The 26,859-nt window shown below is 72.0% G+C and carries 21 protein-coding genes and 1 pseudogene; 16 read left to right on the forward strand and 6 right to left on the reverse strand.

Annotation, left to right across the window (positions count from 1 at the left end):
• Positions 1-53: 53 nt before the first annotated feature.
• Positions 54-524, forward strand: a complete 471-nt coding sequence (locus tag STRBO_RS0118680) for an SHOCT domain-containing protein (RefSeq protein ID WP_005474981.1) — start codon at positions 54-56, stop codon at positions 522-524.
• A gap of 51 nt (positions 525-575) precedes the next feature.
• The gene (locus STRBO_RS0118685) at positions 576-992 is read left to right on the forward strand and encodes a DUF7144 family membrane protein (RefSeq protein ID WP_020114593.1); all 417 of its coding nucleotides are present in this window, start codon (positions 576-578) and stop codon (positions 990-992) included.
• On the opposite strand, the gene STRBO_RS0118690 is transcribed toward STRBO_RS0118685, so the two are convergent.
• Both STRBO_RS0118690 and STRBO_RS0118695 read right to left on the reverse strand, forming a co-directional pair.
• Positions 976-1,620: a hypothetical protein gene (locus STRBO_RS0118690; RefSeq protein ID WP_005474977.1), complete on the reverse strand. Its 645-nt coding sequence runs from the start codon at positions 1,618-1,620 to the stop codon at positions 976-978. The two genes, STRBO_RS0118685 and STRBO_RS0118690, sit on opposite strands and share 17 nt — an antisense overlap.
• A 10-nt stretch (positions 1,621-1,630) precedes the next feature.
• Positions 1,631-2,206, reverse strand: coding sequence for a TerD family protein (locus STRBO_RS0118695; protein ID WP_020114594.1), 576 nt, complete (start codon positions 2,204-2,206; stop codon positions 1,631-1,633).
• Between the two features lie 198 nt (positions 2,207-2,404).
• Between STRBO_RS0118695 and STRBO_RS0118700 the strand changes: the two genes are divergently transcribed.
• From STRBO_RS0118700 to STRBO_RS45440, 4 genes and pseudogenes are all read left to right on the forward strand, one after another.
• Positions 2,405-2,791 (forward strand): BlaI/MecI/CopY family transcriptional regulator, encoded by a 387-nt coding sequence (locus STRBO_RS0118700; RefSeq protein ID WP_005474973.1) that lies wholly within the window; start codon positions 2,405-2,407, stop codon positions 2,789-2,791.
• 6 nt (positions 2,792-2,797) lie between these two features.
• Positions 2,798-3,738 (forward strand): annotated as a pseudogene (locus STRBO_RS40240) (M48 family metalloprotease).
• A gap of 149 nt (positions 3,739-3,887) precedes the next feature.
• Positions 3,888-5,273: an LCP family protein gene (locus STRBO_RS0118720; RefSeq protein ID WP_434977159.1), complete on the forward strand. Its 1,386-nt coding sequence runs from the start codon at positions 3,888-3,890 to the stop codon at positions 5,271-5,273.
• Positions 5,274-5,343: 70 nt separating this feature from the next.
• Positions 5,344-5,496, forward strand: coding sequence for a hypothetical protein (locus STRBO_RS45440; RefSeq protein ID WP_020114596.1), 153 nt, complete (start codon positions 5,344-5,346; stop codon positions 5,494-5,496).
• Positions 5,497-5,570: 74 nt separating this feature from the next.
• On the opposite strand, the gene STRBO_RS0118730 is transcribed toward STRBO_RS45440, so the two are convergent.
• Entirely contained in the window at positions 5,571-6,395 is an 825-nt protein-coding gene (locus STRBO_RS0118730) for a DUF4394 domain-containing protein (RefSeq protein ID WP_381210139.1), read from the reverse strand.
• A gap of 394 nt (positions 6,396-6,789) precedes the next feature.
• Here STRBO_RS0118730 and STRBO_RS0118735 point away from each other — a divergent pair, with 394 nt between their 5' ends.
• The 3 genes from STRBO_RS0118735 to STRBO_RS0118745 all read left to right on the forward strand — a co-directional run bounded on the left by STRBO_RS0118735 (position 6,790) and on the right by STRBO_RS0118745 (position 10,310).
• Positions 6,790-8,034 (forward strand): PucR family transcriptional regulator, encoded by a 1,245-nt coding sequence (locus STRBO_RS0118735; protein WP_028796733.1) that lies wholly within the window; start codon positions 6,790-6,792, stop codon positions 8,032-8,034.
• Between the two features lie 50 nt (positions 8,035-8,084).
• The gene (locus STRBO_RS0118740) at positions 8,085-8,723 is read left to right on the forward strand and encodes a phosphoribosylanthranilate isomerase (protein ID WP_202499560.1); all 639 of its coding nucleotides are present in this window, start codon (positions 8,085-8,087) and stop codon (positions 8,721-8,723) included.
• A gap of 165 nt (positions 8,724-8,888) precedes the next feature.
• Positions 8,889-10,310 (forward strand): cytochrome P450, encoded by a 1,422-nt coding sequence (locus tag STRBO_RS0118745; RefSeq protein ID WP_005474958.1) that lies wholly within the window; start codon positions 8,889-8,891, stop codon positions 10,308-10,310.
• A gap of 15 nt (positions 10,311-10,325) precedes the next feature.
• Here the strand turns inward: STRBO_RS0118745 and STRBO_RS0118750 are convergent, their stop codons facing one another.
• Entirely contained in the window at positions 10,326-11,231 is a 906-nt protein-coding gene (locus STRBO_RS0118750; RefSeq protein WP_005474956.1) for an amidohydrolase family protein, read from the reverse strand.
• A gap of 422 nt (positions 11,232-11,653) precedes the next feature.
• Between STRBO_RS0118750 and STRBO_RS0118755 the strand changes: the two genes are divergently transcribed.
• From STRBO_RS0118755 to STRBO_RS0118775, 5 genes are all read left to right on the forward strand, one after another.
• On the forward strand, positions 11,654-12,823 hold the full coding sequence (locus tag STRBO_RS0118755; protein ID WP_005474954.1) for an ABC transporter ATP-binding protein: 1,170 nt from the start codon (positions 11,654-11,656) through the stop codon (positions 12,821-12,823).
• Positions 12,816-13,481, forward strand: a complete 666-nt coding sequence (locus STRBO_RS0118760; protein ID WP_005474952.1) for an ABC transporter permease — start codon at positions 12,816-12,818, stop codon at positions 13,479-13,481. Before STRBO_RS0118755 ends, STRBO_RS0118760 begins: the two co-directional genes overlap by 8 nt.
• Positions 13,478-14,167, forward strand: coding sequence for an ABC transporter permease (locus tag STRBO_RS0118765; RefSeq protein WP_005474951.1), 690 nt, complete (start codon positions 13,478-13,480; stop codon positions 14,165-14,167). The genes STRBO_RS0118760 and STRBO_RS0118765 overlap by 4 nt, the downstream gene beginning before the upstream one ends.
• 132 nt (positions 14,168-14,299) lie before the next feature.
• Positions 14,300-15,223 (forward strand): ABC transporter substrate-binding protein, encoded by a 924-nt coding sequence (locus tag STRBO_RS0118770; RefSeq protein ID WP_005474950.1) that lies wholly within the window; start codon positions 14,300-14,302, stop codon positions 15,221-15,223.
• Between the two features lie 112 nt (positions 15,224-15,335).
• Complete coding sequence (locus STRBO_RS0118775; RefSeq protein ID WP_005474949.1) at positions 15,336-16,226, forward strand: MurR/RpiR family transcriptional regulator; 891 nt, start codon at positions 15,336-15,338, stop codon at positions 16,224-16,226.
• 40 nt (positions 16,227-16,266) lie between these two features.
• On the opposite strand, the gene STRBO_RS0118780 is transcribed toward STRBO_RS0118775, so the two are convergent.
• Positions 16,267-18,147 carry a protein kinase domain-containing protein gene (locus STRBO_RS0118780; protein ID WP_005474948.1) on the reverse strand — a complete coding sequence of 627 codons (1,881 nt, stop codon included), beginning with the start codon at positions 18,145-18,147 and terminating at the stop codon, positions 16,267-16,269.
• Positions 18,148-18,243: 96 nt separating this feature from the next.
• Positions 18,244-21,453, reverse strand: a complete 3,210-nt coding sequence (locus tag STRBO_RS0118785; RefSeq protein ID WP_005474947.1) for a family 78 glycoside hydrolase catalytic domain — start codon at positions 21,451-21,453, stop codon at positions 18,244-18,246.
• Between the two features lie 200 nt (positions 21,454-21,653).
• On the opposite strand from STRBO_RS0118785, the gene STRBO_RS0118790 reads away from it, so the two are divergent.
• Complete coding sequence (locus STRBO_RS0118790; protein WP_202499411.1) at positions 21,654-23,315, forward strand: serine/threonine-protein kinase; 1,662 nt, start codon at positions 21,654-21,656, stop codon at positions 23,313-23,315.
• A 121-nt stretch (positions 23,316-23,436) separates the two neighbouring features.
• A complete protein-coding gene (locus STRBO_RS0118795) occupies positions 23,437-26,817 on the forward strand; it encodes a pyruvate carboxylase (RefSeq protein ID WP_005474944.1) in 3,381 nt (1,126 codons plus the stop codon).
• Positions 26,818-26,859 lie beyond the last annotated feature (42 nt).

Genomic DNA, 26,859 nt, shown 5'->3' on the forward strand with positions numbered 1-26,859 from the left:
CCGAGGACGGCGGGGCAGACCTGCCGGGCGAACGTCCGGAACGGAGGAGAGACATGAGTGGTCAGACGTACCTCGCGTACGACTATCCGCTGCTGAGCGTCTTCTGGTCCATGCTGCTGCTGTTCCTGTGGATCATGTGGTTCGTCCTGCTCTTCCGGGTCGTGGTGGACATCTTCCGCGACGACGACATGAGCGGGTGGGCCAAGACGGGCTGGCTGGTTCTCACGATCCTCCTGCCGTTCCTGGGTGTGTTCGTCTACGTGATCGCCCGCGGGAAGAACATGGGCAGTCGTGAGGTGGCCCAGGCGCGTGCGCAGCAGGCCGCGTTCGACTCCTACATCCGGGAGACGGCCAAGGGCGGTGGCGGACAGCCCAGCAGTGTCGACGAACTCGCCAGGCTGTCCGAGATCCGCTCGCGCGGCGACATCTCGGACGACGAGTTCCGCCGCGCCAAGGAACTGGTTCTCAGCGGTCACGGCGCCTCGGCGGGACCGGGCGTCGGCCCGTCCGCCGCCGCGCGCTGAGGCCCCGACGACACCGCAGACAACCGCACGAAACCGAATGGAGGCAGCGGTATGACCGCCACACACTCCGGGCACATGCACGCGACCAAGCGGTCACATCCCTTCGCGGAGGGGCTGACGGTCTTCGCGGCCATCATGCTGATGATCGCGGGTGTCCTCGGTATCTGCCGGGGCATCATGGCCATCGCCGAGGACGAGGTCTTCGTCTCGACCCGCAACTACGTCTTCGAGTTCGACCTCACCGGCTGGGGCTGGGTCCACCTCGCCCTCGGTGCCGTGGCCGTCCTCGTCAGCCTGGGCCTGTTCCAGGCGTCGCTGTGGGCCCGCGTCGCCGGCGTCGCCATCGCCGGGCTCATCATCATCGCCAACTTCCTGTCCCTGCCGTACTACCCCGTCTGGTCCATCGTGATGATCGCCTTCTCGGCGTTCATCATCTGGGCCCTGTGCGTGGTCAAGCGGGACGACTAGGAGGACTCGTCTCGCTGAGGGAGGGGTCCTCCCGGAGGCAGCGACGCAGGTGTGGCAGCATGCCGCGGTGCAACAGGGCCTGCTGCCACACCAGTCGCGTCTGTTCCGGCCGGGCGGGTTCCGCCGGGCCGCCGGGGCCGCGCAGCGCCGTGCGGAGCAGCGCGGCGAGGGCGACGAGGGCACTCGTGACCGCGAAGAACGCGAGCGTCCACCCGGCGGCGAGGAGTGAGCCGGGCAGCGTGCCCCGCACTCCGATCAGTCGCAGGAGGCAGCCGAGGACGAGGACGACCGCTGCGGAGCAGGCGGCCAGGGACGGCGTGAGCACCGCCGGCAGCGGCAGCGACCGGGCGTCCGCGGACCGCTGTTCGCACCGCCCGGCCCCGCTCGCGTCCGCGCCGGCGGCGGACACGAGTGCGGTGAGGTACGCGCGGTACTCGCCCCCCGCCGCCGCCACGATCGCGTCCGCGTCCGCCGACGCCCGCACCCGCAGCCGCCGTTCGGCCAGGCCGCTCGGGTCGGCGCGCAGCGCGTCCCGGATCTCCGGAGTGTCCAGCGCCCGGCACAGCACGGCCTCGAAGTCCGCCCGGTCCTCGGGGCGGAGGCCGGTCGGGGGATACGGCCCCGTCACCCCGGCCTCCTCAGACGTTGACGCCGAAGTCGGCGGCGATCCCGGCCAGCCCGGAGGCGTACCCCTGGCCGACGGCACGGAACTTCCACTCGGCGCCGTTGCGGTACAGCTCGCCGAAGACCATCGCCGTCTCGGTGGAGGCGTCCTCGGACAGGTCGTAGCGGGCGATCTCGGTGCCACCCGCCTGGTTGACCACGCGGATGAAGGCGTTGCGGACCTGGCCGAAGCTCTGGCCCCGGTTCGCGGCGTCGTGGATCGAGACCGGGAAGACGATCCGGTCGACCTCGGCGGGCACGGCCGCGAGGTTCACCTTGACCGACTCGTCGTCGCCCTCGCCCTCGCCGGTGAGGTTGTCCCCGGTGTGCTCGACCGAACCGTCCGGGCTGGTGAGGTTGTTGTAGAAGACGAAGTGCCCGTCGGAGAGCACCTTGCCGGAGGCGTCGAGCAGCAGCGCCGACGCGTCGAGGTCGTAGTCGGTGCCGGTGGTCGTGCGCACGTCCCAGCCCAGGCCGACCAGGACGGCCGTCAGGCCCGGTGCGGCCTTGCTGAGCGAGACGTTGCCGCCCTTGGACAGGGAAACTCCCACGGTGGACTCCTTCTTGAGAACTCGGAGGTCGTGAAGACCTTGCGGATCCTGCGGCACCGCCCGATGCCCCGGCGCACTGCCGCGACCTGAAATCTACAGCACTGTAGAAGGAGAGTGGAGGTGTTTCCGTAATCCTCCTTCTACAATTCTGTAGAGAACGCGACGCGGATCGATCGGCCGGCGGCGAGGAGGCAGGGCGTGACGGACCAGCAGCGTCCCCGGCGGCGGGGGCAGGGTGAGCTGGAGGCGCTCGTCCTGTCCGTGCTGCGCGAGGCGCGCGCCCCCGAGAGCGCGGGGTGGGTACAGGAGCGCCTCGGCGGTGACCTCGCCTACACGACGGTGATCACGATTCTGACCCGGCTGCTCGCCAAGGGCGCGGTGACCCGGGAGCGTTCCGGCCGCTCCTTCGTGTGGACCCCGGCCTCCGACCAGGCGGGTCTGGCCGCGCACCGGATGCGCAGGGTCCTCGACGGCGAGAGCGACCGCGAGGCCGTACTGGCCAGCTTCGTCACCTCCCTGGAGCCGGACGACGAGCGCCTGCTGCGCGAGCTGCTCGGGCGGGCGGGGGTCGAAGGGGACGACTGAAGCCGCATGGGGGTCTTCGTCCTCCTGCCACTGGTCCTGCCGCTGACCGCGTGGCCGATCGCGCGACTGGCCGAACAGCGGCTGCGTCCGCGCACCGCCCCCGGCTGCTGACCGGCGCGGCCGTGGTCACGGCGGTGTGCAGCATCGTCTGCCTCGGCCTGCTGATGGTCGTCGGCACGGCCCGACTGCCCGGCAACCCGCTGCCCGAGGGCTGGTCCGATCCCGAGGTGCGCGCGGCGGTGCACTCTGACGGGATCGCCGGGTGACGGGCCGTCCCGGCGCTCCTCGTCGTGCTGCCCGGCCCGCGGTCGCACGTTGTGGCGGCACCGGCGGACACGCCGCCGCGCCCACCGGGCCCTGGCCGGGCCGCCGGACACCGAGGTGGCCGTACTGCCCGACACGGTGCCCTACACGTACGCGCTGCCGGGGGGACCGGCGCGACCGGGAGTGGTGACCACGGCCCTGCCGGCCTGCCGGCCTGCCGCGAACCCGCTGAGCGGCGGGCGCTGTTCGCCCACGACCGGGCCCATCTCGCCGCAGGACACCACCGGTTGCTGCCGGCCGTCCGGCCGCGCGCGCCACCAACCCGTTCCTGCGGCCTCTGCGGACGGCCGCGTCGTACACGGCGGAGCGCTGGGCGGACGAGGACGCGGCGCACACGGTCGGCAGCCGCCGGGTGGTGGCGCGCGCGATCGGCAAGGCCGCGCTCGGGGCGGCCGGTTCACCGGTGGCGACGCTCGCCGGCTTCGCGGCGTCGGGGCGCGGTGCCGCGCAGGGTGACGGCGCTGCCGGGCCCCGCGCCCGTGGCCCGCGGCCGGCCGCCGGTGTTCACCTCGGTGGGGCCGGCCGCGTGGGGCGCGGCCGTCGGGGCGGCGCTCTCGACGATGTCATCGGCCAACTCGGCCGTGCCGATGGCCCTCCTTCTGTACGCTGCGACGCCTCTGTGACGTTCGTGACCGCGGGGCGTGATGAGACATGTGTGGCACCGATCCGTATATCTACATGCATGTAGAGTCCTGCGGGTTCGGTGATCACACGTTCCGGACGTCCAGGGGGCAGTCGACCGGCCGGATGCGGCCGAGGCGGGGGAAGGCCGGTGAGCGGTACGGGAAGGCGGCGCGCGGGTGCCGGTGGCGGGGGGACGCGGCTGACGCGGCGGGGCCGGGCGGTGAGCTGGTTCGCGGGCACCACGGCCGTGCTCGTCCTCGGTGCCGGAGGCGTCGGTGCCTGGGTCTACAACGACCTCGACAACAACATCAAGGGCGCCGACATCGACGGCAAGCTCGGCGGGGACCGGCCGGCCAACCTCAGTCCGGGCTCGAAGAACATCATGGTCGTCGGCTCGGACAGCCGTGACGGGGCGAACGCGAAGTACGGCAAGGACCTGACCACCATGCAGTCGGACACGCTGATGGTGCTGCACCTGCCCGCGAACCGCGAATGGGCCACCGTGGTGTCGTTCCCGCGTGACTCATGGGTCGAGATATCGGCGTGCGAGAAGGGTGACGGCGGCACCTCCGGTCCGCATCTGGCGAAGATCAACGAGGCGTTCGCGATCGGTGGTTCGGGCGGTGAGGTGGCCGGCGCCGCCGCCTGCTCGATCAAGACGGTCGAGGACAACACCGGCCTGCGGATCGACAACTTCATGTCCATCGACTTCCAGGGCTTCAAGGGGATGGTCGACGCCCTGGACGGCATAGAGGTGTGTCCCGAGCGGGCCATCCACGACGAGGACGCCCTCCTCGACATGGACGCGGGCTGCCAGACCGTCGGGGGCGAGAAGGCGCTCGGCTATGTGCGGACCCGCTACGCGGTGGGCGACGGCTCAGACATCGGACGCATCGGCCGCCAGCAGGAGTTCATGGAGACCCTGGCCGCGAAGGCCAAGTCCAAGCTGACGAGCCCCACGGCGCTCTACGACTTCCTGCAGTCCGCCACCAAGTCCCTGACCACGGACGAGGATCTCGACGGGATCGACCCCATCTACGATCTCGCCTCCGAACTCAAGGGCATCCCGAGCGACCGGCTGAGCTTCCTGACCGTCCCCAACTACCCGCGCGAGGCCGACGTCCCCGCCGACAGGGCCAACGTCGTCTGGCAGTACCCGCAGGCCGCCGACCTGTTCACCTCCCTCGCCAACGACAAGGAGGTGGACAAGAAGCGGTTGCAGGCCCAGGCCAGGAACGACCTGATCTACGCGTCCACCGTGCGCGTGCGCGTCCTCAACGGCACCGGGGTCTCCGGCCGCGCGGCCGCCGTCGCCGAGAAGCTGCGCGTGGCCGGGTTCACCGTCGTCGGCACGGGCAACGCGCCCGAGAACACCGACGCCACCACGGTCGCCTACCCGGACGGTCTCACCAAGCAGGCGAAGGTGCTCGCCTCCCGGCTGCCCGACACCAGGGCCACCCGGTCCGCGGACGCCGCCGCGGGAGTGGTGACCCTGGTCGTCGGGTCGGACCTCGACCTGGAGAAGATGCGGTGACCGGTCGGTAGACCGGTCGGCCCTCCGCCAGCCGTCCGCCTCCTGGGACGGTGAAACGTGTGAGGGCGTCGTGTCCCTCGGAGTACGGTCCGTCGCGCCCGTCGGCCTCCGGGGCGACCTCCATGCCGCCCGCACCGGCGACGGCCAGTTCGGTACGCACGCCGAGCACGACGCCGAGGGCCTGGCCGTACGGCTCGGTGACCGGGGTCTCCCAGAAACGTAGGGGGAGACCGGGGCGCGGACTCGCCGCGGTCCGGTGCTCTCCGGGCCGCGGCGAGGGTGTGGAGGTGCGGCGGGTCAGCTGCCGGTGAGGGAGACGGCCACGTCCGTGATGTTCAGGGGGAACTTGGACTTGGCGGCGTCGTTCACAAGGGTGGCCTGCCCCGTGAAGAGGTTGAGGGTGTAGAGGGAGGGCGTGCTCGCGCCGGAGGCGGTGAGGCTGGCGAAGGCCGTGTTGTCCACCGTCTTGCCGCCGCTCAGCGTGCTGTAGATGTCCATGCCGGCGTTGATCTGGGCGTCGAGGCCGAGGTTGCCGGTCGGGGAGAGCGTGCCGTTGTTGGCCGGGGCCTGGATGACGACCTGGTCGCTGGTCGTGTTGATGTCGAACAGCGTGGTCGCCGTGGTCCCGTCGAGGTCGTTGTTGGTGTAGGCGGCGGCCGAGACGCCCTTGGTCGTGCCCTCGATCGGCGGGGTGGTGAGGTTCAGGTCCTGGATGGTCGTGTTGTCATTGAGGTTGTGCCGCAGGTTCTGGCCGTTGTCGCTGATCACGCGCAGCCGGTCGGCCGCCGGGTTGAAGTCGACGCCGAAGTTCGTGCCGTTCAGCGCGTATTGGAGCTGGGACACCTTGGTGACCACGACGTCCTGGGTGCCCGTCGGGATCTTGATCGTGTAGATGCCGCCCTTGTTGCCCACGCCGTACAGCGTGCCGTTCTGCACCCGGAAGTCGATGCCGACCAGCGCCGTGTCACCGCTGAGGCCGGTGACGGCCCTGACCCAGTTGAGCACGTCCGCCCGGTCGGTCCAGAACGCGGCCATCAGGGTGCCGTCACCGGTGATCCCGTAGGCACGCAGGCTGGGGGCGGCGGCGGGGGCGGCCGAAGCGCTGCCCGGCATGCCTAGCATGAGCGCCGTCGACGTGACCACGACCGCCAGCGCCGCCGTGATTCTCTTTCTCGTGCCTGCTTTCATCGGGTTGCCCTCCCGTTCGAGCGGGCGCCATTGCGGGGCGCCCGGCTGAGGAATTTCGTACACGGGCCCGTACTGATTGCCGAGCTTCCGGAGTCGCCCCGGAATAGTTGCCCCGCTCTTCCCCCACGGGCCCGTACGCGGTTCTCATTAAGGCCGCCTTACGACTCCTCCACAAGCGGAAGGCGGGAGGGGAACGCCCCGATCCGGGAAATTTGCGCACGGTGACAAAAACCCTGTGGGCATACTTGCCGCCGTTTTATGAGGAGTGACGAACGCCGTCCGGAAGTCGTCTGTCGGCCCGTTCGCCCGGCCTGACATGCTCGCCTGCATGGGGAGCCTCTTCGCCGAACTGGCCCGCCGGGCGTCGACCAACGCCCGCCGCGAGGTAGAGACGTACACGCGCGAGATACCGGAGCTGGGGTTCCTGGAAAGGGACCCCAGGGCCCGGGACGAGACGCTGGAGCACGCACTGTGGCTGCGGCAGCGCACGGTCGAACTCTCGCCGCACAAAAGCGAGTTGACCGAAGATGATCTTGATTGCATCGCGTCGATGGGAGAGTCGCGGGCGGACGCCGGGATGTCGCTGGACGCGCGGCAGCAGGTGCTGCGGGTGCACACCGCGCTCATGCTGCGCGAGATCAACGAGGCGACCGAGGCCCAGCGCGGCGGCGGCGTCGACGAACTCATGCGGATGATGACCTGGTTCGCCCCGCAGGGCGAGCGGGGCATCGGCGCCTACCGCGAGGGATTCGTGCGCGTACTGCGCCGCCGAATGCCGTACACCGAGCAGGTCGCCCTGCTGACCCGGTCATTACTGAAGGGCGATCCGATAGCGACGGAACTCGCTGTCGCCGTCGGCATGGAACTGCCCGAATACTGCGCGGTGACGGTGTTCCGGCTGGCCGAAGCCCCCCTTGCCGACCGATTCCTGGAAAACGAGATCGAGACCCTCGTGAAGGCTCACCGCACGCCCGTCATGTGGGGCCCGAGGGTCGACGACGGCGGCGGTGAGCTGATCGCGCTGGTGCCCCTGCCCACGGACGCGGCGCCGAAAAAGGGCGTGCCGCCGCCCACCGTGCCAGGCCTCCTGCCCGACCTCGTCCCCGACCATCTCCCCGATGTCGTGCGGGACTTCGCCCTCGCCCTCGGCCGCCCCTGCGCCGTCGGCACCGCCGTCGCCCCGTTCGCCGAGCCGGGCGACGCCCTGGACAGGGCACGGCGGATCAGCCGGACGGCCCCGCTGCGGCCCGCCTCCGCCCGGCCGCGGCCGTACACCCTGGCCGACGTCTTCGTCGAACTGGCCGTCGCGGACATGCCGTTCGTCGACGCGTGGCTGCGCGCACTGGCCCGCCGGCTGGACTCCGGCCCGGACCTGCTGATCACCCTCGACGCGTACTACCGCCACGACATGCACCGCGGTACCACGGCGACCGCCCTCAACGTCCACTCCCGCACCCTGGACTACCGGTTGCGCCGGGTGCGGGAGCTCACCGGCATCGATCCGGGCTCCACGCGAGGCGTACGCACGCTCAGCGCGGTCGTCACCCGGCGCCTGTCGGGCGCCTGGCGCTGACCGAGCCCGGGGTGCGGCACGGGGTGGCCGCCGTGCCCGCGCCGTCGCCGATGCGGCAGGCTGGGGACGTGAGCAACTCCAGTGACCCCCTCTTCGTCAAGATCTGCGGCCTGAGGACCGAGAGGGACGTCGACACCGCCGTGGCGGCGGGCGCCGACGCCATCGGCTTCGTCTTCTCGGCCAGCCCCCGCCGGATCGACGCCGCCACCGCCGCCCGGCTGGGACGACGCGTGCCGGAGCACGTCCTGACGGTCGGCGTCTTCCGCCAGGAACCCCTCGACGACGTGCGGGCCCTGGCCGAGGAGTCGGGCATCCGGGCGATCCAGCTGCACGGCCCCGACGACCGCGCCTATTACGAGGCCCTGGCGGCCGACGGCCGGACCCTGATCCGCGCCGCCGCTTTCGGGGACTCGGTGCCGCGCTGCGGGGAGTTCGGCGAGGACATGCTCCTCCTCGACGCGCCCGTCCCCGGCTCGGGCATCGCCTGGGACTGGGCGCGCGGACCGCAGGCGGCCGCGGGGGAGAGGTGGCTCCTCGCCGGCGGTCTCACCCCGGAGAACGTGCGCGACGCCGTCGCCGCGACCGCCCCCTTCGGCGTCGACGTCTCCAGTGGTGTGGAACAGCGCCGAGGCGTCAAGGACCCCGCTCTGATCAGGGAGTTCGTCGAGGCGGCCCGTGCCGGGAGGTGACGGGTGGCCGTGGCGCCGCCGGCTGCGGGGCGGTGCGTCACCAGTGCGAGGCTGTGAGTGGTGATGCCCGGCGTTCCCCCGGAAGTGACCCTGGGGTAGGGTCCCCACGTTCCGGCTACCGGCTGAAGGTGGGCCGGTACGGGGAGTGTCGGAGGGGCGGGCGGCATGATGAGGGAAATCCGGTCGGGCGAGGGTGTGTCCGTGGAACTGGACGGCGCGGGGCTGGAGGCGATGTCCGCCGAACCGCTGCTGACCCGGGACTACGAGACGCGCCCCTCCCTGGTGTACGAGCGGCTGCGGCAGCGGCACGGCGCGGTCGCGCCGGTCGACCTGCTGGGCGTACCCGCCTGGCTGGTGCTCGGCTACCGGGAGTCGCTCCAGGTGCTCCAGGACGACGCGGGCTGGCCCAAGGGGCTGGAGAACTGGCGGGCCAGGACCGAGGGCAGGGTTCCGGCCGACTGGCCGCTCGGACCCTCCCTGGAGGTCAACCACGTGCTGATCCAGGGCGGCCCCGGCTACCGGTCGCTGCGAACGGCGTGGGACCAGGCGCTCAAGCCCTTCCAGGACCCGCGCAACCCCCAGACGAAGCGGCTGAAGACGGCCGTGACCGCCTACGCCGACGAGCTGATCACCCTGATGGGTGAGGCAGGCGGCACGGGACTGGCGGACCTGTCCGCGCAGTTCGCACGGCCCCTGCCCCTGATGGTGGCCAGCCATCTGCTCGGCTTCCCCGGCTCCCAGGGCGACGACGCCCTGATGGACATGTGGCGGGTCCTGGACGCCGGACCCGACGCGGGGCCCGCCCTGGACCGGCTGCTGGGCGCGCTGGCGGAGCTGGCGGAGCTGAAGCTGAAGACGCCGGGCGAGGACTTCCCCTCCTACCTGCTGGCCGCCCACCCCGACCTCTCGCTCGACCAGTTGGCCCGTGAGCTGTTCATGCTGCTGGGCATGACGTCCGACCACGTCGGCATCCTCATCTCCAACACGGTCGTCGAGGTCCTCTCGGGCGAGGACAGCGTGCGGGCGAGCCTGTCCGCCGGCATGGTCCGGGAGGCCATGAACCGGGTGGTCATGCGCAAGCCGCCGCTGGTGAACTTCGTGCCGAGGTTCGCGGCCGCGGACACCCGGCTCGGCAACTACACGATCCGCGCGGGCGACCCGGTCTGGGTCTCCTCAGCCGCGGCGCACGCCGACCCGCTCTTCGCCGGCAACGTCGGACCCGGCGCCACCGTCAGCACCCGGGCTCATCTGTCCTGGGGCGCGGGCCCGCGCCAGTGCCCGGCGCGCGAACTCGCCTCCACGGTCGCCGCCGTCGGGGTGGGCCGGCTGTTCGAGCGGTTCGCCCACCTGGACCTCGCGCTGCCCGTCGACCAACTGCCCTGGCGTTCCTCGCCCTTCATGCGGGGCCTGCGCTCGCTGCCCGTGCGCTACGAACTGGTGCCGTCGCAGGAGCAGCCGCCGGGTACACCGGCGGCGGCCGGGGCCGGCGAGGAGGACACGGCGGTGACGGTGACGCCGGACGTGTCCGCCCGGCAGCGCTCCTCGCTGTGGCGCTATCTCAGGGGACTGATCCGCTCCGGCCGCTGACGGACGCCCCCCGGATCAGCCGCCCTCCCCGGTGAGCAGCCGCCGGGGATTGGCGATGCGGAACGCGTACGCCGCGGCCCCGCCCAGCCCGAAGCCGGGCTGCTGCGGGAGTTCGGCGTAGGGGCGGTCGGAGCCCTGGACGACGGCCCGCACGCCCAGGGCGCGGACCACGGCCTCGACGGCCGACGGACCGTAGGAGGACGTCTCGACGAAGACGTCCGGGTCCGCCCCGGCGTCGGCCCCGCCGCTCCGCGCGGCGAACCGCTCGCCGTGCAGCGGGGCGAGCCCGGCCAGCAGGGCGAAGCACACCCGCAGCCGGGGGTGGCGGGGACGGCCGTAGGCGCGGAAGGCGAACCAGGCGGAGTGCATCTGCTGCACGTAGGGGACCATGGCGGGCCACCAGCCGGGACCCTCGGCGCCGCCGGGCGCGGGCCCGGGGTGCACGAACAGCGGGAGGCCGCGTTCTTCGAGGAGGTCCAGGAGCGGGGCGCAGCGCGCGTAACCGGCCGCGTCCCCGAGGGCGTCCGCCGGGAGCTGGAGGCCGACGAAGCCCCGGTCGAGGTCCTGGGCCGTCGCCTTGGCGTCGATGTCCCGCACGCAGGCGGCGGCCCACGCGCCGAACGGTTCGGGGAGCGCGGCCGAGCCCTCGTGGTAGGCGTCGAGCAGGGGGCGCGCCTCGGTCGCGGGCAGCCACTCCACGCCGATCGGCGAGGAGAGCGAGACCAGGGCCCGGCCGAGGCCGTCGGTGCCGGCGAGTTCCGTACGGAGGGCGATGTCGTGGTCGGCGGGCGGGATGCCGTAGGGGGGCTCGCCGTCGAGGAACAGGGTCCAGCCGTCCAGGTACGGCGGTTCGCGGCGGGACCGCAGGGCCGTCACCAGCGAGGGTGTCCACAGGTGCTGGTGCACGTCGCAGTTGGTCATGCCGCTCCTTCCGCCATGGCCGACGCCTCTCCGTCAGGGCGCGCGGTCCGCTCCGGACGCCGTCGGAGTCCAGGATGGCGCGGCACACCGTCTCCACGTCCATCCCGCACGGCCGGTCGTCGTCCGGGCGGGAGAGGACTTCCCTGATCGCGCGCCGCAGGAACGCGGGACCTCGTTCCCGGACCCTACGCGCCGGAGGCCGCCCGCTCGCCGTCCCGTGTCCTCGTCCCGCCCCGCCTCGGGTGTCTCCCCTCACTCGCCCGCCTCATTATCAAGAGGGCCAAAGTTCGTATGTCGCGATAATTCGGGCGGCTTGGGGATGGCTTGGTGTGAACGTAACGTGCCGTTCACGGAATTCCATTGACTGTCATTCAGTCACCGACAACTCTGCATGACCATATGCAGTCGGGTAAGGGGCAGTCTTGATCAGATTCGACGCGGTGAGCAAGAAGTATCCGAACGGCACGACAGCGGTGGACGAGCTGTCCCTGGAGCTGGCCGAAGGTGGCATCACGGTCCTGGTCGGTCCTTCCGGCTGCGGCAAGACCACCACCCTGCGCATGATCAACCGCATGGTGGAGCCGACCGCCGGCACGGTGAGCCTGCGCGGCCGCGACATCCGGGCGGTCAACGCGCCCGAGCTTCGCCGGGGCATCGGCTATGTGATCCAGCACGCGGGACTGTTCCCGCACCGCACCATCCTGGACAACATAGCCACCGTTCCGCTGCTGCTGGGGTGGGGCCGCAAGAAGGCGCGGGCCAGGGCGGCGGAACTGCTCGAACTGGTCGGCCTGCCCGCCGAGATGGCCAAGCGCTACCCGAACCAGCTCTCCGGCGGGCAGCAGCAGCGGGTCGGGGTGGCCAGGGCGCTGGGCGCCGACCCGCCGGTGCTGCTGATGGACGAACCGTTCAGCGCGGTCGACCCGATCGTGCGGGCCGAGCTGCAGGCCGAGTTCATCCGACTGCAGAAGGAGCTGCACAAGACCATCGTGTTCGTCACCCATGACATCGACGAGGCGATCAGACTCGGCGACAACATCGCCGTGTTCCGCACCGGCGGCAAGCTCGCCCAGTTCGACAGCCCCGAGCGGCTGCTCGCCCGTCCCGCCGACGAGTTCGTGGCCGACTTCGTGGGACAGGACCGGGGCATCCGCAGGCTCTCCTTCGTCGACGCGGCCGAACTGCCGCTGCGCGACGGTCCGGTGGTGCCGGTCGCCTCGTCCGTGGCCGAGGCCCGGAGGGCGGACGCCCCCTGGGTGCTCGTCGTCGACGAGGCCCGACGGCCGCTCGGCTGGGCCGCGACCGACGCGCTGCCGGCCACCGGCACCCTCGCGGACGTGTCCCTGGCCCCCCTCGGCCACACCTTCGGCCTCGACGGGGACTCGGCCCGCGCCGCCCTCGACTCGGCCCTCCTGTCACCCGCCCGCCTCGCGGTGGCCGTCGACGCGCGGGGCGCGGTCGTCGGCGTCGCGGACGCCTACGAACTGTCCGCCGGCGCGGTGACCGCCGCGGAGGCGGCCGAGAACGCGTCCACGGCGTCCGTCGGCAAGACGGCCCCCGCCGAGGCCCGCGCGGCGGTGAGCGATGAGTGACGGCGAACCGCTGGTCCGGTGGGGGTGGATCGCCGATCACACCGCCGAACTCGCCGAATACACCGGCATCCACCTCAGACTCGGTCTGCTGCCGGTGCTGTTCGGGCTGCTCGTCTCCGTGCCGCTCGGCATCCTGTGCCACCGTTTCCGCTGGCTCTACCCGCCCGTGCTGACCGTGTCCAACATCCTTTACTCGATCCCGTCCCTGGCCCTGTTCATGGTCTTCGTCCGCTACACCGGGCTGACCGAACGGACGGTGATGATCCCGCTGACGCTCTACACCCTGTCCGTCCTGGTCCCCAACGTGGTCGACGGCCTCGCCTCGGTCCCCGAACCGGTACGGCTCGCGGCCACCGCGATGGGATTCGGCGCCGTACGCCGCGTCGTCCAGGTCGAGCTGCCGATCGCCGTACCCGTCGTCATCGCCGGCGTACGTGTCGCCGCCGTCTCCTCCATCAGCCTCGTCGCCGTCGGCCAGCTGATCGGGCAGGGCGGCCTCGGCTACTACATCACCCGCGGCCTCCAACTCGACTTCCCCACCCCGATCGTCACCGCGATCGTCCTGATCATGCTGCTCGCACTCGCCACCGACGCGTTGCTGGTCCTCGCGCAGCGGCTGCTCACCCCGTGGTCCCGGAACAAGGTGACGTCGGCATGAACGACTTCCTGAACCAGATGCGGCTCGTGGGGGACTGGCTGACGTCCTCGGCACAGTGGCACGGCGACGACGGCATCCCGCGGCGGCTGCTGGAGCATCTCACCTACAGCGGGCTGTCGTTGCTGTTCGCCGCCGTCATCGGGCTGACGTTCGGTCTGCTCGTCGGGCACACCGGCCGTGGCGCCTTCGCCGTGGCCACCGTGGCGAACCTCGCCCGCGCGATCCCGACCTTCGGCCTGGTCGTCCTCGTGGTCACCCTCGCCGGGCTGAGCACCGCACCCGTCCTGGTCGCCCTGATCGCCCTCGCGGTGCCACCGATCCTCATCAACACCTTCGAAGGGGTACGGGGCGTGGACCCCGCCACCCGGGACGCCGCGCGCGGGGTCGGCATGACCGAGTGGGAGATCCTGATGCGGGTCGAGGTGCCGATGGCGCTGCCGCTGATCCTCCTCGGACTGCGGGTCGCCGCGATCCAGGTCGTGGCCACCGCGACCGTCGCCGCCTACCCGGGCCTCGGCGGCCTGGGCCGCTACATCGTCGACGGACTCTCCCGCAACGACTACGAGTTGGTCATCGGCGGCTCCACGGTCGTCGTCGCCCTCGCGCTACTCGTGCAACTAGGGTTCACCGCGCTGCGACGCGTGGTCGTCTCACCGGGGCTGAGGACCACGGCGAGCAAGTCCTGAACCCCGACACCGCACACCGAATCCCGACCCTGATCCAGAACCTGATCCAGAACCTGATCCAGAACCTGAACACGACCTGATCTTGAGTTTTCGAGCTTCCGGGCTCCGAGAGAGGAACGACCCATGCGAGGCATGTACCGAGGCGCCGCCTTCGGCCTCATCACCGCGCTCACACTGACCGCCTGCGGCGGTGGCGGTGACAGCGACGACAACCCGCTGGCGGGCGACGGCGGTGGCGGCGGGGACAACGCCATCGTCGTCGGCTCGGCCAACTTCCCCGAGAACCAGCTGCTCGCCGAGATCTACGCGCAGGCCCTGGAGGACAAGGGCCTGAAGGTGACCCGGAAGTTCGACATCGGTGCCCGCGAGGTCTACTACGACCAGGTGGTCAAGGGCGGCATAAACGTCCTGCCCGAGTACAACGGCGCCCTCCTGACGGTCGCGGTCGACAAGAACAGCACCGCGACCAGCACCGAGGACATCAACGCCGAACTGGAGGAGAAGCTCCCCTCGTCGGTGGAGATCCTCGACTCCGCGGCGGCCGAGGACAAGGACTCGGTGACGGTCACCGCCGAGACCGCGGCCAAGTACAAGCTCAAGACCCTCGCCGACCTCAAGCCGGTCGCCGGGGACATGACGCTCGGGGCCGGCTCGGAGTTCAAGACCCGCGTCCAGGGCGGCGTGGGCCTGAAGAAGGTCTACGGCGTCGAGTTCGGGAAGTTCCAGCCGCTCGACGCGGGCGCCCAGACCACCCTGGTGAAGCTGCTCAAGGACGGCAAGGTGCAGGCCGCCAACCTCTACACCACCGACCCCGCCATCGTCGCGGACAAGCTGGTGGTGCTGGAGGACCCGAAGAACCTCTTCGCCTCGCAGAACGTCACGCCCCTCGTCTACAAGGACGCGGTGAACGACAAGGCCAAGGACGCGCTCAACGCGGTCTCCGCCAAGCTCACCACCGGCGACCTGCTGGAGATGATGAAGAAGCTCGTCAACGACAAGGAGGACGCCGACACCGTCGCCAAGGACTGGCTGACCTCCACCGGCCTCGCGGGCTGAGGACCCTCGGCCACGCCCACACCGTCCGCCCCCGCCCCTGCCCGGCACCACGCATCGACGTCCGCGCCGGGCAGGGGCGGGCTCCGCACACGACGACCGGCCGGGAGACCCGATGACGGACGCTGTCGACACCGAGGGACCCGGCGGAACCAGCACCGGCGAACACGGCGGAACCGGCGCGGCGGCGCGGCTGCAACAGCTGTTCGAGGGGCGCCGGCTCACCCCGACACAGCGCCGTATCGCGCACTGTCTGGTCCGGCAGGCGGCGGACGCGCCCTACCTGTCGAGCGTGGAACTGGCCCGGCTGGCCGGCGTCAGCCAGCCCTCGGTGACCCGCTTCGCGGTCGCCCTCGGCTTCGACGGCTATCCGGCCCTGCGCGACCGGCTGCGGGCGGTCGCACCCGCCGGGCACGACGTCGACGGCGGGCCCGCCAATCCCTACCAACGGGCCGTGCGGGCCGAGATCGACAATCTGCGGCAGCTGGCGTCCCTGCTCACGGACCCCGGACCCGTGCAGCGCGCGGGCCGTCTGCTGGCCGTCTCCCGGCCGCTGCCGGTGCTCGGGCTGCGCGCCTCCGCCGCGCAGGCACGGACCTTCGCCTACTTCGCGGCGAAGGTCCACACCGACGTACGGCTGCTCGACGAGGGAGGCTCCCTGCTCGCGGACCGCATCGACGCGGCCCGGCAGGCCGGGGCGAGCGCGCTGCTGTGCTTCGCGCTGCCCCGCCATCCGCGCGAACTCCTCGACGCCCTCGCCCACGCCCGGGTCGCCGGGCTCACGGTGGTGACCGTCGCCGACGGCACCTTCGCCCCCGTCGCCGCCCACAGCGACGTACTGCTCCCCGCCGCCGTGGGCACCGGCCTGGTGTTCGACACCGTCGGCGCGCCCATGCTGCTGGGCCAGGTGCTCCTGGAAGCGATGTGCGACGCCCTCCCGCAGGCCCAGGCCCGGCTGGAGGAGTTCGACGCGCGGGCCGCTGAACGTGGCCTGTTCGTCGACTGAGCGGCCCGGTTCCGCGGCCCCGCCCACTCCACTCGCCGGCTCACTCCGTCGAGCGCAGCGCCTTCCAGACCCGCGGTCGTACGACGCCGTCGATGGACAGGAAACCCTTGTCCCGCTGGAAGCTCTCCACGGCGGCCTTCGTCCCGTCGTCGAACGTGCCGCTGACGCCGCCGGGTCCGAGGCCGTAGCCCCGCTTGGACAGCATGCACTGTGCCTGTCGGACGCGCTTGTTGCTGTCTCCCAGCTCCGTGCGTCCGTTGCCGTAGTAGTACGTGCAGTCCGTGAGCCAGGCCGGGGACCCGGGTTCGGCGGCCACCTCGCTCGGGGACGGCGACGTCTCGGTGGGCGCGCTGCTGTTCGGGGCGGGCGCGGAGGCATCGGTTCCCGGGTCGTCGTCGGAGCCGGTCCCGGAGCCGTTCCCGGAACCGGAGGCGGACGAGTCGGCGCGCGGGTCGTCGTCGGCCGAGGCGCGCTCGTCCTCGCCGGACTTGCCGGACACCTCCGAGGCCCCCGATCCGCCGTCCGGGGCGGCGCCCGTACGGCCGGAGCCCTTGGACGGCGGCAGCGACACGGAATCGCCCGGCCGGGCGTCGGCGGACGTCGTCGTGCCCCTGCGCGGCGAGGCCTCGGTCGTGACGGGGCTCAGCAGGGTGAGGACGATCCCGGCGGCCGCCAGGCACGCGACCAGACCGGCGGCGCCGATCAGCACCCGCCTGCGGCGGGCCCGGCCGCGGGACGGCGCGGGCCGTAAGGGCTGGGCCGAGGAGTCCTCGGAGGGCGGACCCGGCGAGGCGCCGGCCGCGACCGCCGCCGACGGTTTCGCCACCGGTCCGGGACCGGGCTGTTCGAGGGGGACCCGGCGCAGCGTCTCGCACGCCCGCTGCCGGGCGAGCACGCGGGCGGCGAGCGGTTCGGGCCAGTCGAACGTCCCGGGCGGCTCGGCCTCACCGGCCGCCCCGGCGTCGGGGAAGTCGTACGCGACCGCTTCGGCGCCCCAGGACTCGGAGGCGGCCGCCTCGATCAGCTGCACCGGCGTCGGCCGCCGGCCGGGCTCCTTGGCCAGGCAGGCGGCGAGCAGGGAGGCGAGCGAGGGGTCGGCGGTCGCGATCTCGGCCAGCACGTCCGGATTGGGTTCCTCGAACGCCACCCGGTGCATGACGTCGACGCCGGTGCCGTCACCGAACGGGGCTCGGCCGGTCGTCGCGAAGACCAGGGTGCAGGCCAGGGAGAACACGTCCGAGGCCGTGTCGCACTCGCCGGTCCGCAGATACTCCGGCGACATGTAGGCCGGTGTGCCGACGCGGTTGCCCGTGCCGGTGATCGCGCTCGCGTCGGCGGCCTTCGCGATGCCGAAGTCGATGACGTGCGCGCCCTGGGCGGACAGCAGGACGTTGGACGGCTTGAGGTCCCGGTGCACGATCCCCGCGGCGGAGAGGTCGGCGAGAGCCTGCCCCAGCTCCGCCACCAGCCGCCGCACGGCGACGGCCGTCAGGGGGCCGTCCTCGTCCACGGCGGCCGACAGATCGAGTCCCGGCAGGTACTCCGTGGCCATCCACAGCAGTTCGTCCCGGAAGCCGGTGCCGGCCAGGCGCGGCATGCGCGGCGTGCGCACCCGGCTGTGCACCGCCGCCTCCTGTTCGAAGCGGCGGCGGAACCGGACGTCCTCCGCGTACTCGGGCCTGATCACCTTCACCGCGACGAGGTCGGGCCCGGCGTCGGCGGGGCGCGCCAGATAGACGCGCCCCATGCCGCCGCTGCCGAGCAGCCCGAGCGGCACATAGGGACCGATACGGTCCGGGTCGCCGGGGCGCAGCGGCAGGGCACCCGCCTGCCGCAGCGCCGGAGCCCTGTCCGCCGTCGATGACGGCGGAACCGACCGCTGGTCTGACACAACACCCCCGAAATGACTTTTGGCGTACATCAGTTCGCCCTCAAGAGTGCTGAGGCTAGCTCAGCGGGGGCTCGCGTTCCGGGTAATCGGTCACTTCCGCCCGGTGAAAACGCTCACGAGCCCTGCTCAGGAGGTCTTCCGCCGCACCTCGGTCGTCCCCGAACCGATCAGGCCGATCCGCAGCACCGTGCCCGTGAGGTCGGTGAACGACTCGACCTTCGCGCTGCCCTCGCCGCGCGGGGCGGCCGCCTTCACCCGGTACGCCTCGGGGGAGGCGTCCCCGATCTCCACCTCCAGCACGGCCCGGGAGTTGGGCGGCAGCGTCACCAGCGTGGTGTGCGTGTCCGCCGAACGCCGCACCCGGACCGACACCGGCCCGCGCAGAGAGGGCACCGTGCCGTCGACCTCGGTCAGCGACCCCGTCCTCGGGCGGATCCGGAACCCCGCCGCGCCGGGCTCGCTGACCTGCACGCCGAGGATGTGGCGGGCCACGGCATTGGCGGGCGCGGTCGCCCAGGCGTGGGAGAGCGTCATGTTGGACTTCAGCGCGGGGTCCCACGCCTCCGTGACGACGGTGGCCCCGAGCACGTCCAGCATGTGCAGCCACGAGTTGGTCGCCGTGGAGGTGAGCAGGGCGAGGGCGGCGTCGGAGCGGCCCAGCCGGAACAGCGCGTCGAGCAGGAACTGCGCCCCGTACACGCTCATTTTCATGCCGCCGGCCGCGAGGGTGTCGCCCAGCCTGGCCAGCACCGCCTCGTCCAGTGCGTCCGCGACACCGAGGGCCACCGGGAAGGCGGTCGCGTGCTGGGCGCCGTGGGTGGTGCCGACGCCGTCGAGGAAGCGCCCGCCCGCACGGTCGAGGAGGGTGGCGCGCATCGCGGTGGCGAGGGTGTCGGCCCGGCCGCGCAGGGTGGTCGCGTCGGCGTCCTCGCCGAGGGCCGCCGCGCACTGCGCGAGAGCCGTGAAGGCCGCGTACTGGAAGGCGTTGACGACCGTGTTGACGTGGGTGAACACATAGCCGTCCCGGCTGGCGACGGGCCAGTCGACCAGGTCCCCGAGGTCCTGGCTGGAGCTGCCGGGGGCCTTGCGGACCAGCCCCTGGGAGTCCAGGTAGGAGGTGAGGTTCTTCGCGGTCAGCAGGTCGTAGTCCTTCGCGAGCTGCCGGTCGTCGCCGGTGGCGAGATAGTCCTCCCAGGCGGAGATCGCGCACATCAGCCGGTACTCGGTGGGCCAGGTGCCCTTGCGGACCAGGTAGTCGTTCGACCAGCGGGCGAGGGCGTAGGAGCGCTGGACGCCGTACTCGGAGAGCTGGTTGATCAGCGCGTCGCCCTCGTAGGGGCCGCGTTCGCGGGTGGGTGTGTCGGTGTAGAGGTCGCCGCGGGTGGCCTCGATGGAGTAGCGGCACAGCTCCCAGACCCGGTCCAGAGCGGCGTCCGAGCTGCGGAACGAGGCGTGCGAGTCGTCCCAGTCGAGTTTCCAGGCGCGACCGGTGACGACCGCCTTCGACAGGTCGAGCGTGGTGCGCAGTTCGGCCCAGCGGAAGCCGCGGTAGCCCCAGTGCTCGAAGCGCTGCTCGCCGTCGCGCAGGGTCCACACCTCGCGGTAGGTGTTGGTGGCGCGCAGCTGGTGCCTGACCGTGCCGTCGGTGTTCAACTCCTCGCCGAGCCGCACCTCGACGGTGTCGCCCGCGCTGCCCGTGATCCGCAGGGCGAGTCCGCCGACGATCTCCCGGCCGAGGTCGACCAGCCAGCGGCCGTCGGCGACGCGGGTGACCGAGGCGGGGGTGACCTCGTGCGGGCGGATCGCCTCGATGAGCGCGGGCACGAGATCACCGATCGGGGTGCGGACCGCCGGCCTCAGCCAGTCGCCGTCGTCGAAGCCGGGCTTCGTCCAGCCCACCGGCTCGCGGCGCAGGTCCCAGTACTCCTGGGGGACGGTGTAGTAGCTGCTGCCCGCGCTGCCCCTGGACGGCAGCAGCCCGGCCTGGCGGCGGGCCTTCCAGTGGTCGCCGGAGGCGACGGTGGAACGGCTGCCGTCCGTGTACGTGATCTCCAGCTGGGCCAGGAACTTCTGCTGCGACGTGGTCCAGCACAGCGCGGCCAGCGCGTTGGCCTTCCCGTCCGCCCGCAGCGTGGAGGTCACGTCGAAGGCCTGGTAGGCGGTGCCGGTGCCGGAGCGGACGGAGGCGTAGCCCACCGTCGTGCCGTTGCTCCACACCTTCGCGACGTACTGCCGGGCCGGGCCGGGGGAGGTGGCCGCGACGTAGAGGATCGCGGCGGCTATCTCCTTGCCGGCCTTCGTGTCGTACTCGTGGCGCAGCAGTGCCCAGGTGTCGTCGGCGCCGTAGGAGGACAGCGAGGACGCGCCCGTGGGGAAGGTGAGGAGACCGCCGGAGACCGTGCCGGTGGCGAAGGTGCCCCTGTCGGAGGCGAAGTCGTCGTCGAGGAGGACCGTGCCGTCGGCTGCCGTGAAGGTGACCCGGTCGTAGGTCTGGGACTCGGTGCCGCCGTTGCGCAGGCCGACGTTGCCGGAGGCGTACCGGCTGTCGGTGGTGGTGTCCACGACGGTGCCGTTCACGGTGGTGGTGAAGGTGGCGCCCGTCATGGTGACGCTCAGGTCCACCCACTCCCCGGCGGTGACCGCGAACGGCAGCCGCACCTCGCCCAGCACGGTGTAGGTGGCGTTCACGCAGACGTGCTTGCGCAGCACCCCGGTGGTACCCGCGCGCAGCTGCCAGAGGTAGTTGTTGGACGTGTTCGCGGCCCGGAACCACAGCCCGGCCGCCGCGGCGGTGATCTTCACGCGGACCGTCAGGGTGCCGTCGGTCATCACCGGCCCGGCGGGCGCCCAGACGGGCTTCGCCTCCCACTCGTCCTCGACCGACGTGGCCAGCAGGACGGGCTCCGACCATGCCGAGCGCTTCTTGCACCAGCTTCTGACCCGCCACCAGTAGGCCGTACGGGGCTTCAGCGCCGGTCCGCCGTACGGTACGGCCGTGGAGTCGGCGGAGTCCCGCTTGCCGGAGTCCCACAGCAGCAGCTCGTCGTCCTCGAATCCGCCCGGGGTGCTCGCCACCTGGAGCTGGTAGGCGCGCTGCACGGTGCCCTCGCCGAAGTCCGGCACCTGCCAGCTGAAGCGGGGGTCGCGCCCGGCATCCGTGGCGAGCGCCCGCGGCAGCAGATCCGTGAGCATCCCGGTCGGCGCGAGTGTCTCCTCCGCCGTCACGGCCATGTCCACCGGGCCGGCGGCGAAGGTCCGGGGCCCGGCCAGGACGACGGAGGCCGCCGCGACGCCGCTGAACCGGAGGAGTCTTCGCCGGGAGAAGTCCTGCGCCATGGTGCATACCTTCGGTCGGGGGCCGGTTGCTGAGGGGTGGAGTCATGAAAGGTTTCAACGCGATTATCGCCACTGTCGTTCAACCGGCTCTCCGCGCCCGTGGACGAACCCCGCGTCCCGGTGTCACCGGGCTCGGCTAGAGTCTCGGCTCACCTCGGTCGGACGTCCTGACCGGGGCTGTGCGCTGGGGGTACTGCACCATGGGGCCCGAACGAACGGACCTGCCCGGTTACGAGATCCAGGACATCCTGGGCCGGGGCGGATTCGCCACCGTGTACCGGGCCAGGCAACTGGCGGTGGGCCGGGAGGTCGCGCTGAAGGTGGACAGCAGGGTGCTGTCCACACCACGCGACCGACAGCGCTTCCTGCGCGAGGTCACGGCCGCCGGGCAGCTGTCCGGGCACCCCCACGTGGTCCCGGTGTACGACGCCGGGGTCCTCCCCGACAACCGCCCCTACATGGTGCTGGAACTGTGCCCCGGCGGCTCCCTGGGCGACCGGCTGCACCGGCGGGGCGCGTTCCCGCTCAAGGAGGCCCGCGACATCGGCGTGGGCCTCGCCGACGCGGTGGCCGCCGCCCACGCCGCCGGAGTGCTGCACCGCGACATCAAGCCCGGCAACGTCATGGTCAACCGGTACGGAGGCGTCGCCCTCACCGACTTCGGCCTCGCCGCCATGCCGCGCCCGGGACGTGAACTGTCCGTCACCCGCGAGGCGTTGACCCCCGCGTACGCGCCGCCCGAGGCCTTCCACATGGCGGAACCCAGCCCGGCCGGCGACGTGTACTCCCTGGCCGCGACCGTCCACGCCCTGCTGTGCGGCCGCCCGCCGCACCACCCGGAGGACGGTACCCAGCTCAGCCTCGCCGAACTGATCGTGCGCCACACCTGGCCCTACACCGACCTCCCCGGACTGCCGCCCGCCCTCAACGCCGCGCTCCGGCACGCCCTCGCGCCCGACCCGGCCGGCCGTCTGTCCGACGCGGGCGCCTTCCGCGACGCGCTCGCCGCGGTCGACCTCGACACCGTGGACCTGCGCGGTGGCGGGAGACCGGGCGGTGGTGGTGGGTTCGGCCCGGCGCCCGGCATGACGACGGCGCCGTCGCACCCCGGCGCACCGCCCACGACCGCGCCCCCGTACCGGGGCGCCCCGCCCACGACGATGCCGCCGTACGGGGCCGTGCCGCGCGGCGGAGTCGGTACGACCGTGATACCCGGCCCCGACGCCGGTGACGGCAACGGCGGGCGGAAGGCTGCGCGGCGCCGGCCGGCGGTGATCGCCGTGCTCGCGGCCGTGGCCGTCTCCGTGAGCGTCTCGGTCACCGTGGTGACGTACCAGAACGACGACGAGCCCGACGCCGGGACGGGTGGCTCCTCCGCCACCGCCCAGCCGTCCGCCGACGCCACCGCCGAGGGCGAGGGGGCCTCGGGGTTCGGCGTGGCGACCACGGCGGAGAACTGCCCCGCGACGGACGTCGGCGGGGTGGGCGGCCGGTGCGTCGCCGGCCCGGAGTGCTTCAGCGGCATCGTCGACATCTCCGGCATCGTCACCGTCAGCCGCGCCGACTGCCGGACCAAGCACGTGTGGGAGACCTTCGCGATCGCCCCGCTGCCGAAGGACGGCATGACGAACAACGCGCGTGACCTGATCAAGCACCCGGACGTCAAGGCGCTGTGCTCGCAGAAGGTCATGGCCGCGACGATGACCGCCGGCGGCCGTGATGTCGCGAAGGACTGGAACGTCGACATCATCCCGCCGTCGGCCGCGCAGTGGGACGAGGGACTGCGCGTCCTGCGCTGTGTGGCCGCGGCGGTCACCGACGACGGCGAGAAGACGGGCAGCCAGTTCACGGTGGCCGGCTGACCATGGCCCTGTCACGTGGGTCAGACCTCCGATCACCTGTCAGTGACGGGACTCTCATGGCACGCCGGCCGCATAGCCGCGACCATGGTGTTCCTCACCAGGCAGGCCGAAGGGATCCGGAATGCTCCGCAAGGTACTGGTCGCCAACCGCGGCGAGATCGCGATCCGCGCGTTCCGCGCAGGCTATGAAGTGGGCGCGCGGACGGTCGCCGTCTTCCCCCACGAGGATCGCAACTCGCTGCACCGGCTCAAGGCCGACGAGGCCTACGAGATCGGCGAACCGGGCCACCCCGTGCGGGCCTATCTCTCCGTCGAGGAGATCATGCGCGCCGCCCGCCTGGCCGGCGCCGACGCCGTCTACCCGGGCTACGGGTTCCTGTCCGAGAACCCCGAACTGGCCCGGGCGTGCGAGGATGCCGGAATCACGTTCGTCGGCCCCAGCGCGCACATCCTGGAGCTGACGGGCAACAAGGCGCGCGCGGTGGCCGCCGCCCGCGCCGCCGGCGTACCGGTCCTCGGCTCCTGCGAGCCCTCCACCGACGTCGACGAACTGGTCCGCGCCGCCGACGGCATCGGCTTCCCCATCTTCGTCAAGGCCGTCGCCGGCGGCGGCGGACGCGGCATGCGCCGGGTCGAGGACCCCGCCACGCTGCGCGAGTCCATCGAGGCGGCGTCCCGTGAGGCCGCCTCCGCGTTCGGCGACCCCACCGTCTTCCTGGAGAAGGCCGTCGTCGAGCCCCGCCACATCGAGGTGCAGATCCTCGCCGACGGCCACGGCGACGTCATCCACCTCTTCGAACGCGACTGTTCGGTGCAGCGCCGCCACCAGAAGGTCATCGAGCTGGCCCCGGCCCCGAATCTCGCCCCGGAGCTGCGCGAGAGGATCTGCAACGACGCCGTACGCTTCGCCCGCGAGATCGGCTACCGCAACGCGGGCACCGTCGAGTTCCTCCTCGACCGCGAGGGCAACCACGTCTTCATCGAGATGAACCCCCGCATCCAGGTCGAGCACACGGTCACCGAGGAGGTCACCGACGTCGACCTCGTCCAGTCCCAGCTGCGGATCGCCGCCGGGGCCACCCTGGCCGACCTCGGGCTGTCCCAGGAGACCGTCACCCTGCGCGGCGCCGCCCTCCAGTGCCGTATCACCACCGAGGACCCCGCCAACGGCTTCCGGCCCGACACCGGCCGCATCAGCGCCTACCGCTCGCCCGGCGGCTCCGGCATCCGCCTCGACGGCGGCACCACCCACGCCGGTACGGAGATCAGCGCCCACTTCGACTCCATGCTGGTCAAACTGACCTGCCGGGGCCGGGACTTCACCGCCGCCGTCAACCGGGCCCGCCGCGCGGTCGCGGAGTTCCGCATCCGGGGCGTCTCCACCAACATCCCGTTCCTCCAGGCCGTCCTCGACGACCCCGACTTCCAGTCCGGCAACGTCACCACGTCGTTCATCGAGCAGCGCCCGCACCTGCTCACCTCCCGCCATTCGGCGGACCGGGGCACGAAGCTGCTCACCTATCTGGCCGATGTGACCGTGAACAAGCCGAACGGCCCGCGCCCCGACCTCGTCGACCCGGCGACCAAGCTGCCGAGGCCCACGCCCGCCGCGGCCGAGCCCCCGGCCGGCTCGAAGCAGAAGCTCGTCGAACTCGGCCCGGAGGGGTTCGCCCGCTGGCTGCGCGAGTCGCCGACCATCGGCGTCACCGACACCACCTTCCGGGACGCCCACCAGTCGCTGCTCGCCACCCGGGTCCGTACCAAGGACATGCTCGCCGTCGCCCCCGTCGTGGCCCGGACCCTCCCGCAGTTGCTCTCCCTGGAGTGCTGGGGCGGCGCCACCTACGACGTCGCCCTGCGCTTCCTCGCCGAGGACCCCTGGGAGCGCCTGGCCGCCTTCCGCGCCGCCGCCCCCAACATCTGCCTCCAGATGCTGCTGCGCGGCCGCAACACCGTCGGCTACACGCCGTACCCGACCGAGGTGACCGACGCCTTCGTCCAGGAGGCCACCGAGACCGGCATCGACATCTTCCGGATCTTCGACGCGCTCAACGACGTGGGCCAGATGCGGCCCGCCATCGACGCCGTACGGGCCACCGGAACAGCCGTCGCCGAGGTCGCCCTCTGCTACACCTCCGACCTATCGAACCCCGCCGAGCAGCTCTACACCCTCGACTACTACCTCCGGCTGGCCGAGCAGATCGCCGAGGCGGGCGCCCACGTCCTGGCCGTCAAGGACATGGCGGGCCTGCTGCGCGCCCCGGCCGCCACCAAGCTCGTGACCGCCCTGCGCCGCGAGTTCGACCTGCCGGTGCACATCCACACCCACGACACCGCGGGCGGCCAGCTCGCCACCTACCTCGCCGCGATCCAGGCCGGCGCCGACGCCGTCGACGGGGCCGTGGCGTCCATGGCGGGCACCACCTCGCAGCCGTCGCTGTCGGCGATCGTCGCGGCGACCGACTACTCCGACCGCCCCACCGGCCTCGACCTCCGGGCCGTCGGCGACCTGGAGCCCTACTGGGAGAGCGTCCGCCGTATCTACGCCCCCTTCGAGGCCGGCCTCGCCTCGCCGACCGGCCGGGTCTACGACCACGAGATCCCCGGCGGCCAGCTCTCCAACCTGCGCACCCAGGCCGTCGCGCTCGGCCTCGGTGACCGCTTCGAGGACATCGAGGCGATGTACACCGCCGCCGACCGCATCCTCGGCCACCTGGTGAAGGTCACCCCCTCCTCCAAGGTGGTCGGCGACCTCGCCCTGCACCTCGTCGGCGCCGGAGTGACCCCGGCCGACTTCGAGGCCACGCCGGACCGCTTCGACATCCCCGACTCCGTCATCGGCTTCCTCCGCGGCGAGCTGGGCACCCCGCCCGGAGGCTGGCCCGAGCCCTTCCGCAGCAAGGCCCTCCAGGGCCGTGCCGACGCCAAGCCCGTCCAGGACCTGAACGCCGAGGACCGTGACGGGCTGCGGAAGGACCGCCGCGCCACCCTCAACCGACTGCTGTTCCCCGGCCCGACCCGCGAGTTCGAGACCCACCGCCAGACCTACGGCGACACCAGCGTCCTCGACAGCAAGGACTTCTTCTACGGTCTCGGCCCCGGCAAGGAGTACGCGGTCGACCTGGAGCCCGGTGTGCGGCTCCTGATCGGCCTGGAGGCCGTCGGCGAGGCCGACGAACGCGGGATGCGCACGGTGATGTCCACCCTGAACGGCCAGCTCCGGCCGATCCAGATCCGTGACAGGGCCGCCTCCTCCGACATCCCCGTCACCGAGAAGGCCGATCGTTCGAACCCCGGCCATGTCGCCGCCCCGTTCGCCGGCGTGGTCACCCTCGCGGTCGCCGAGGGCGACGAGGTCGCGGCGGGCGCGACGGTCGCCACCATCGAGGCGATGAAGATGGAGGCCACCATCACCGTCCCGAAGGCGGGACGGGTGTCCCGTCTGGCCATCAACAAGATCCAGCAGGTGGAGGGCGGCGACCTGCTGGTCGAGATCGTCTGAATCCTGCGGGGGCGGGCGGCGGTGCGTCGCGGGTGAGCCCTC

The sequence above is a fragment of the Streptomyces bottropensis ATCC 25435 genome, assembly GCF_000383595.1.
GTDB classification, from domain to species: domain Bacteria; phylum Actinomycetota; class Actinomycetes; order Streptomycetales; family Streptomycetaceae; genus Streptomyces; species Streptomyces bottropensis.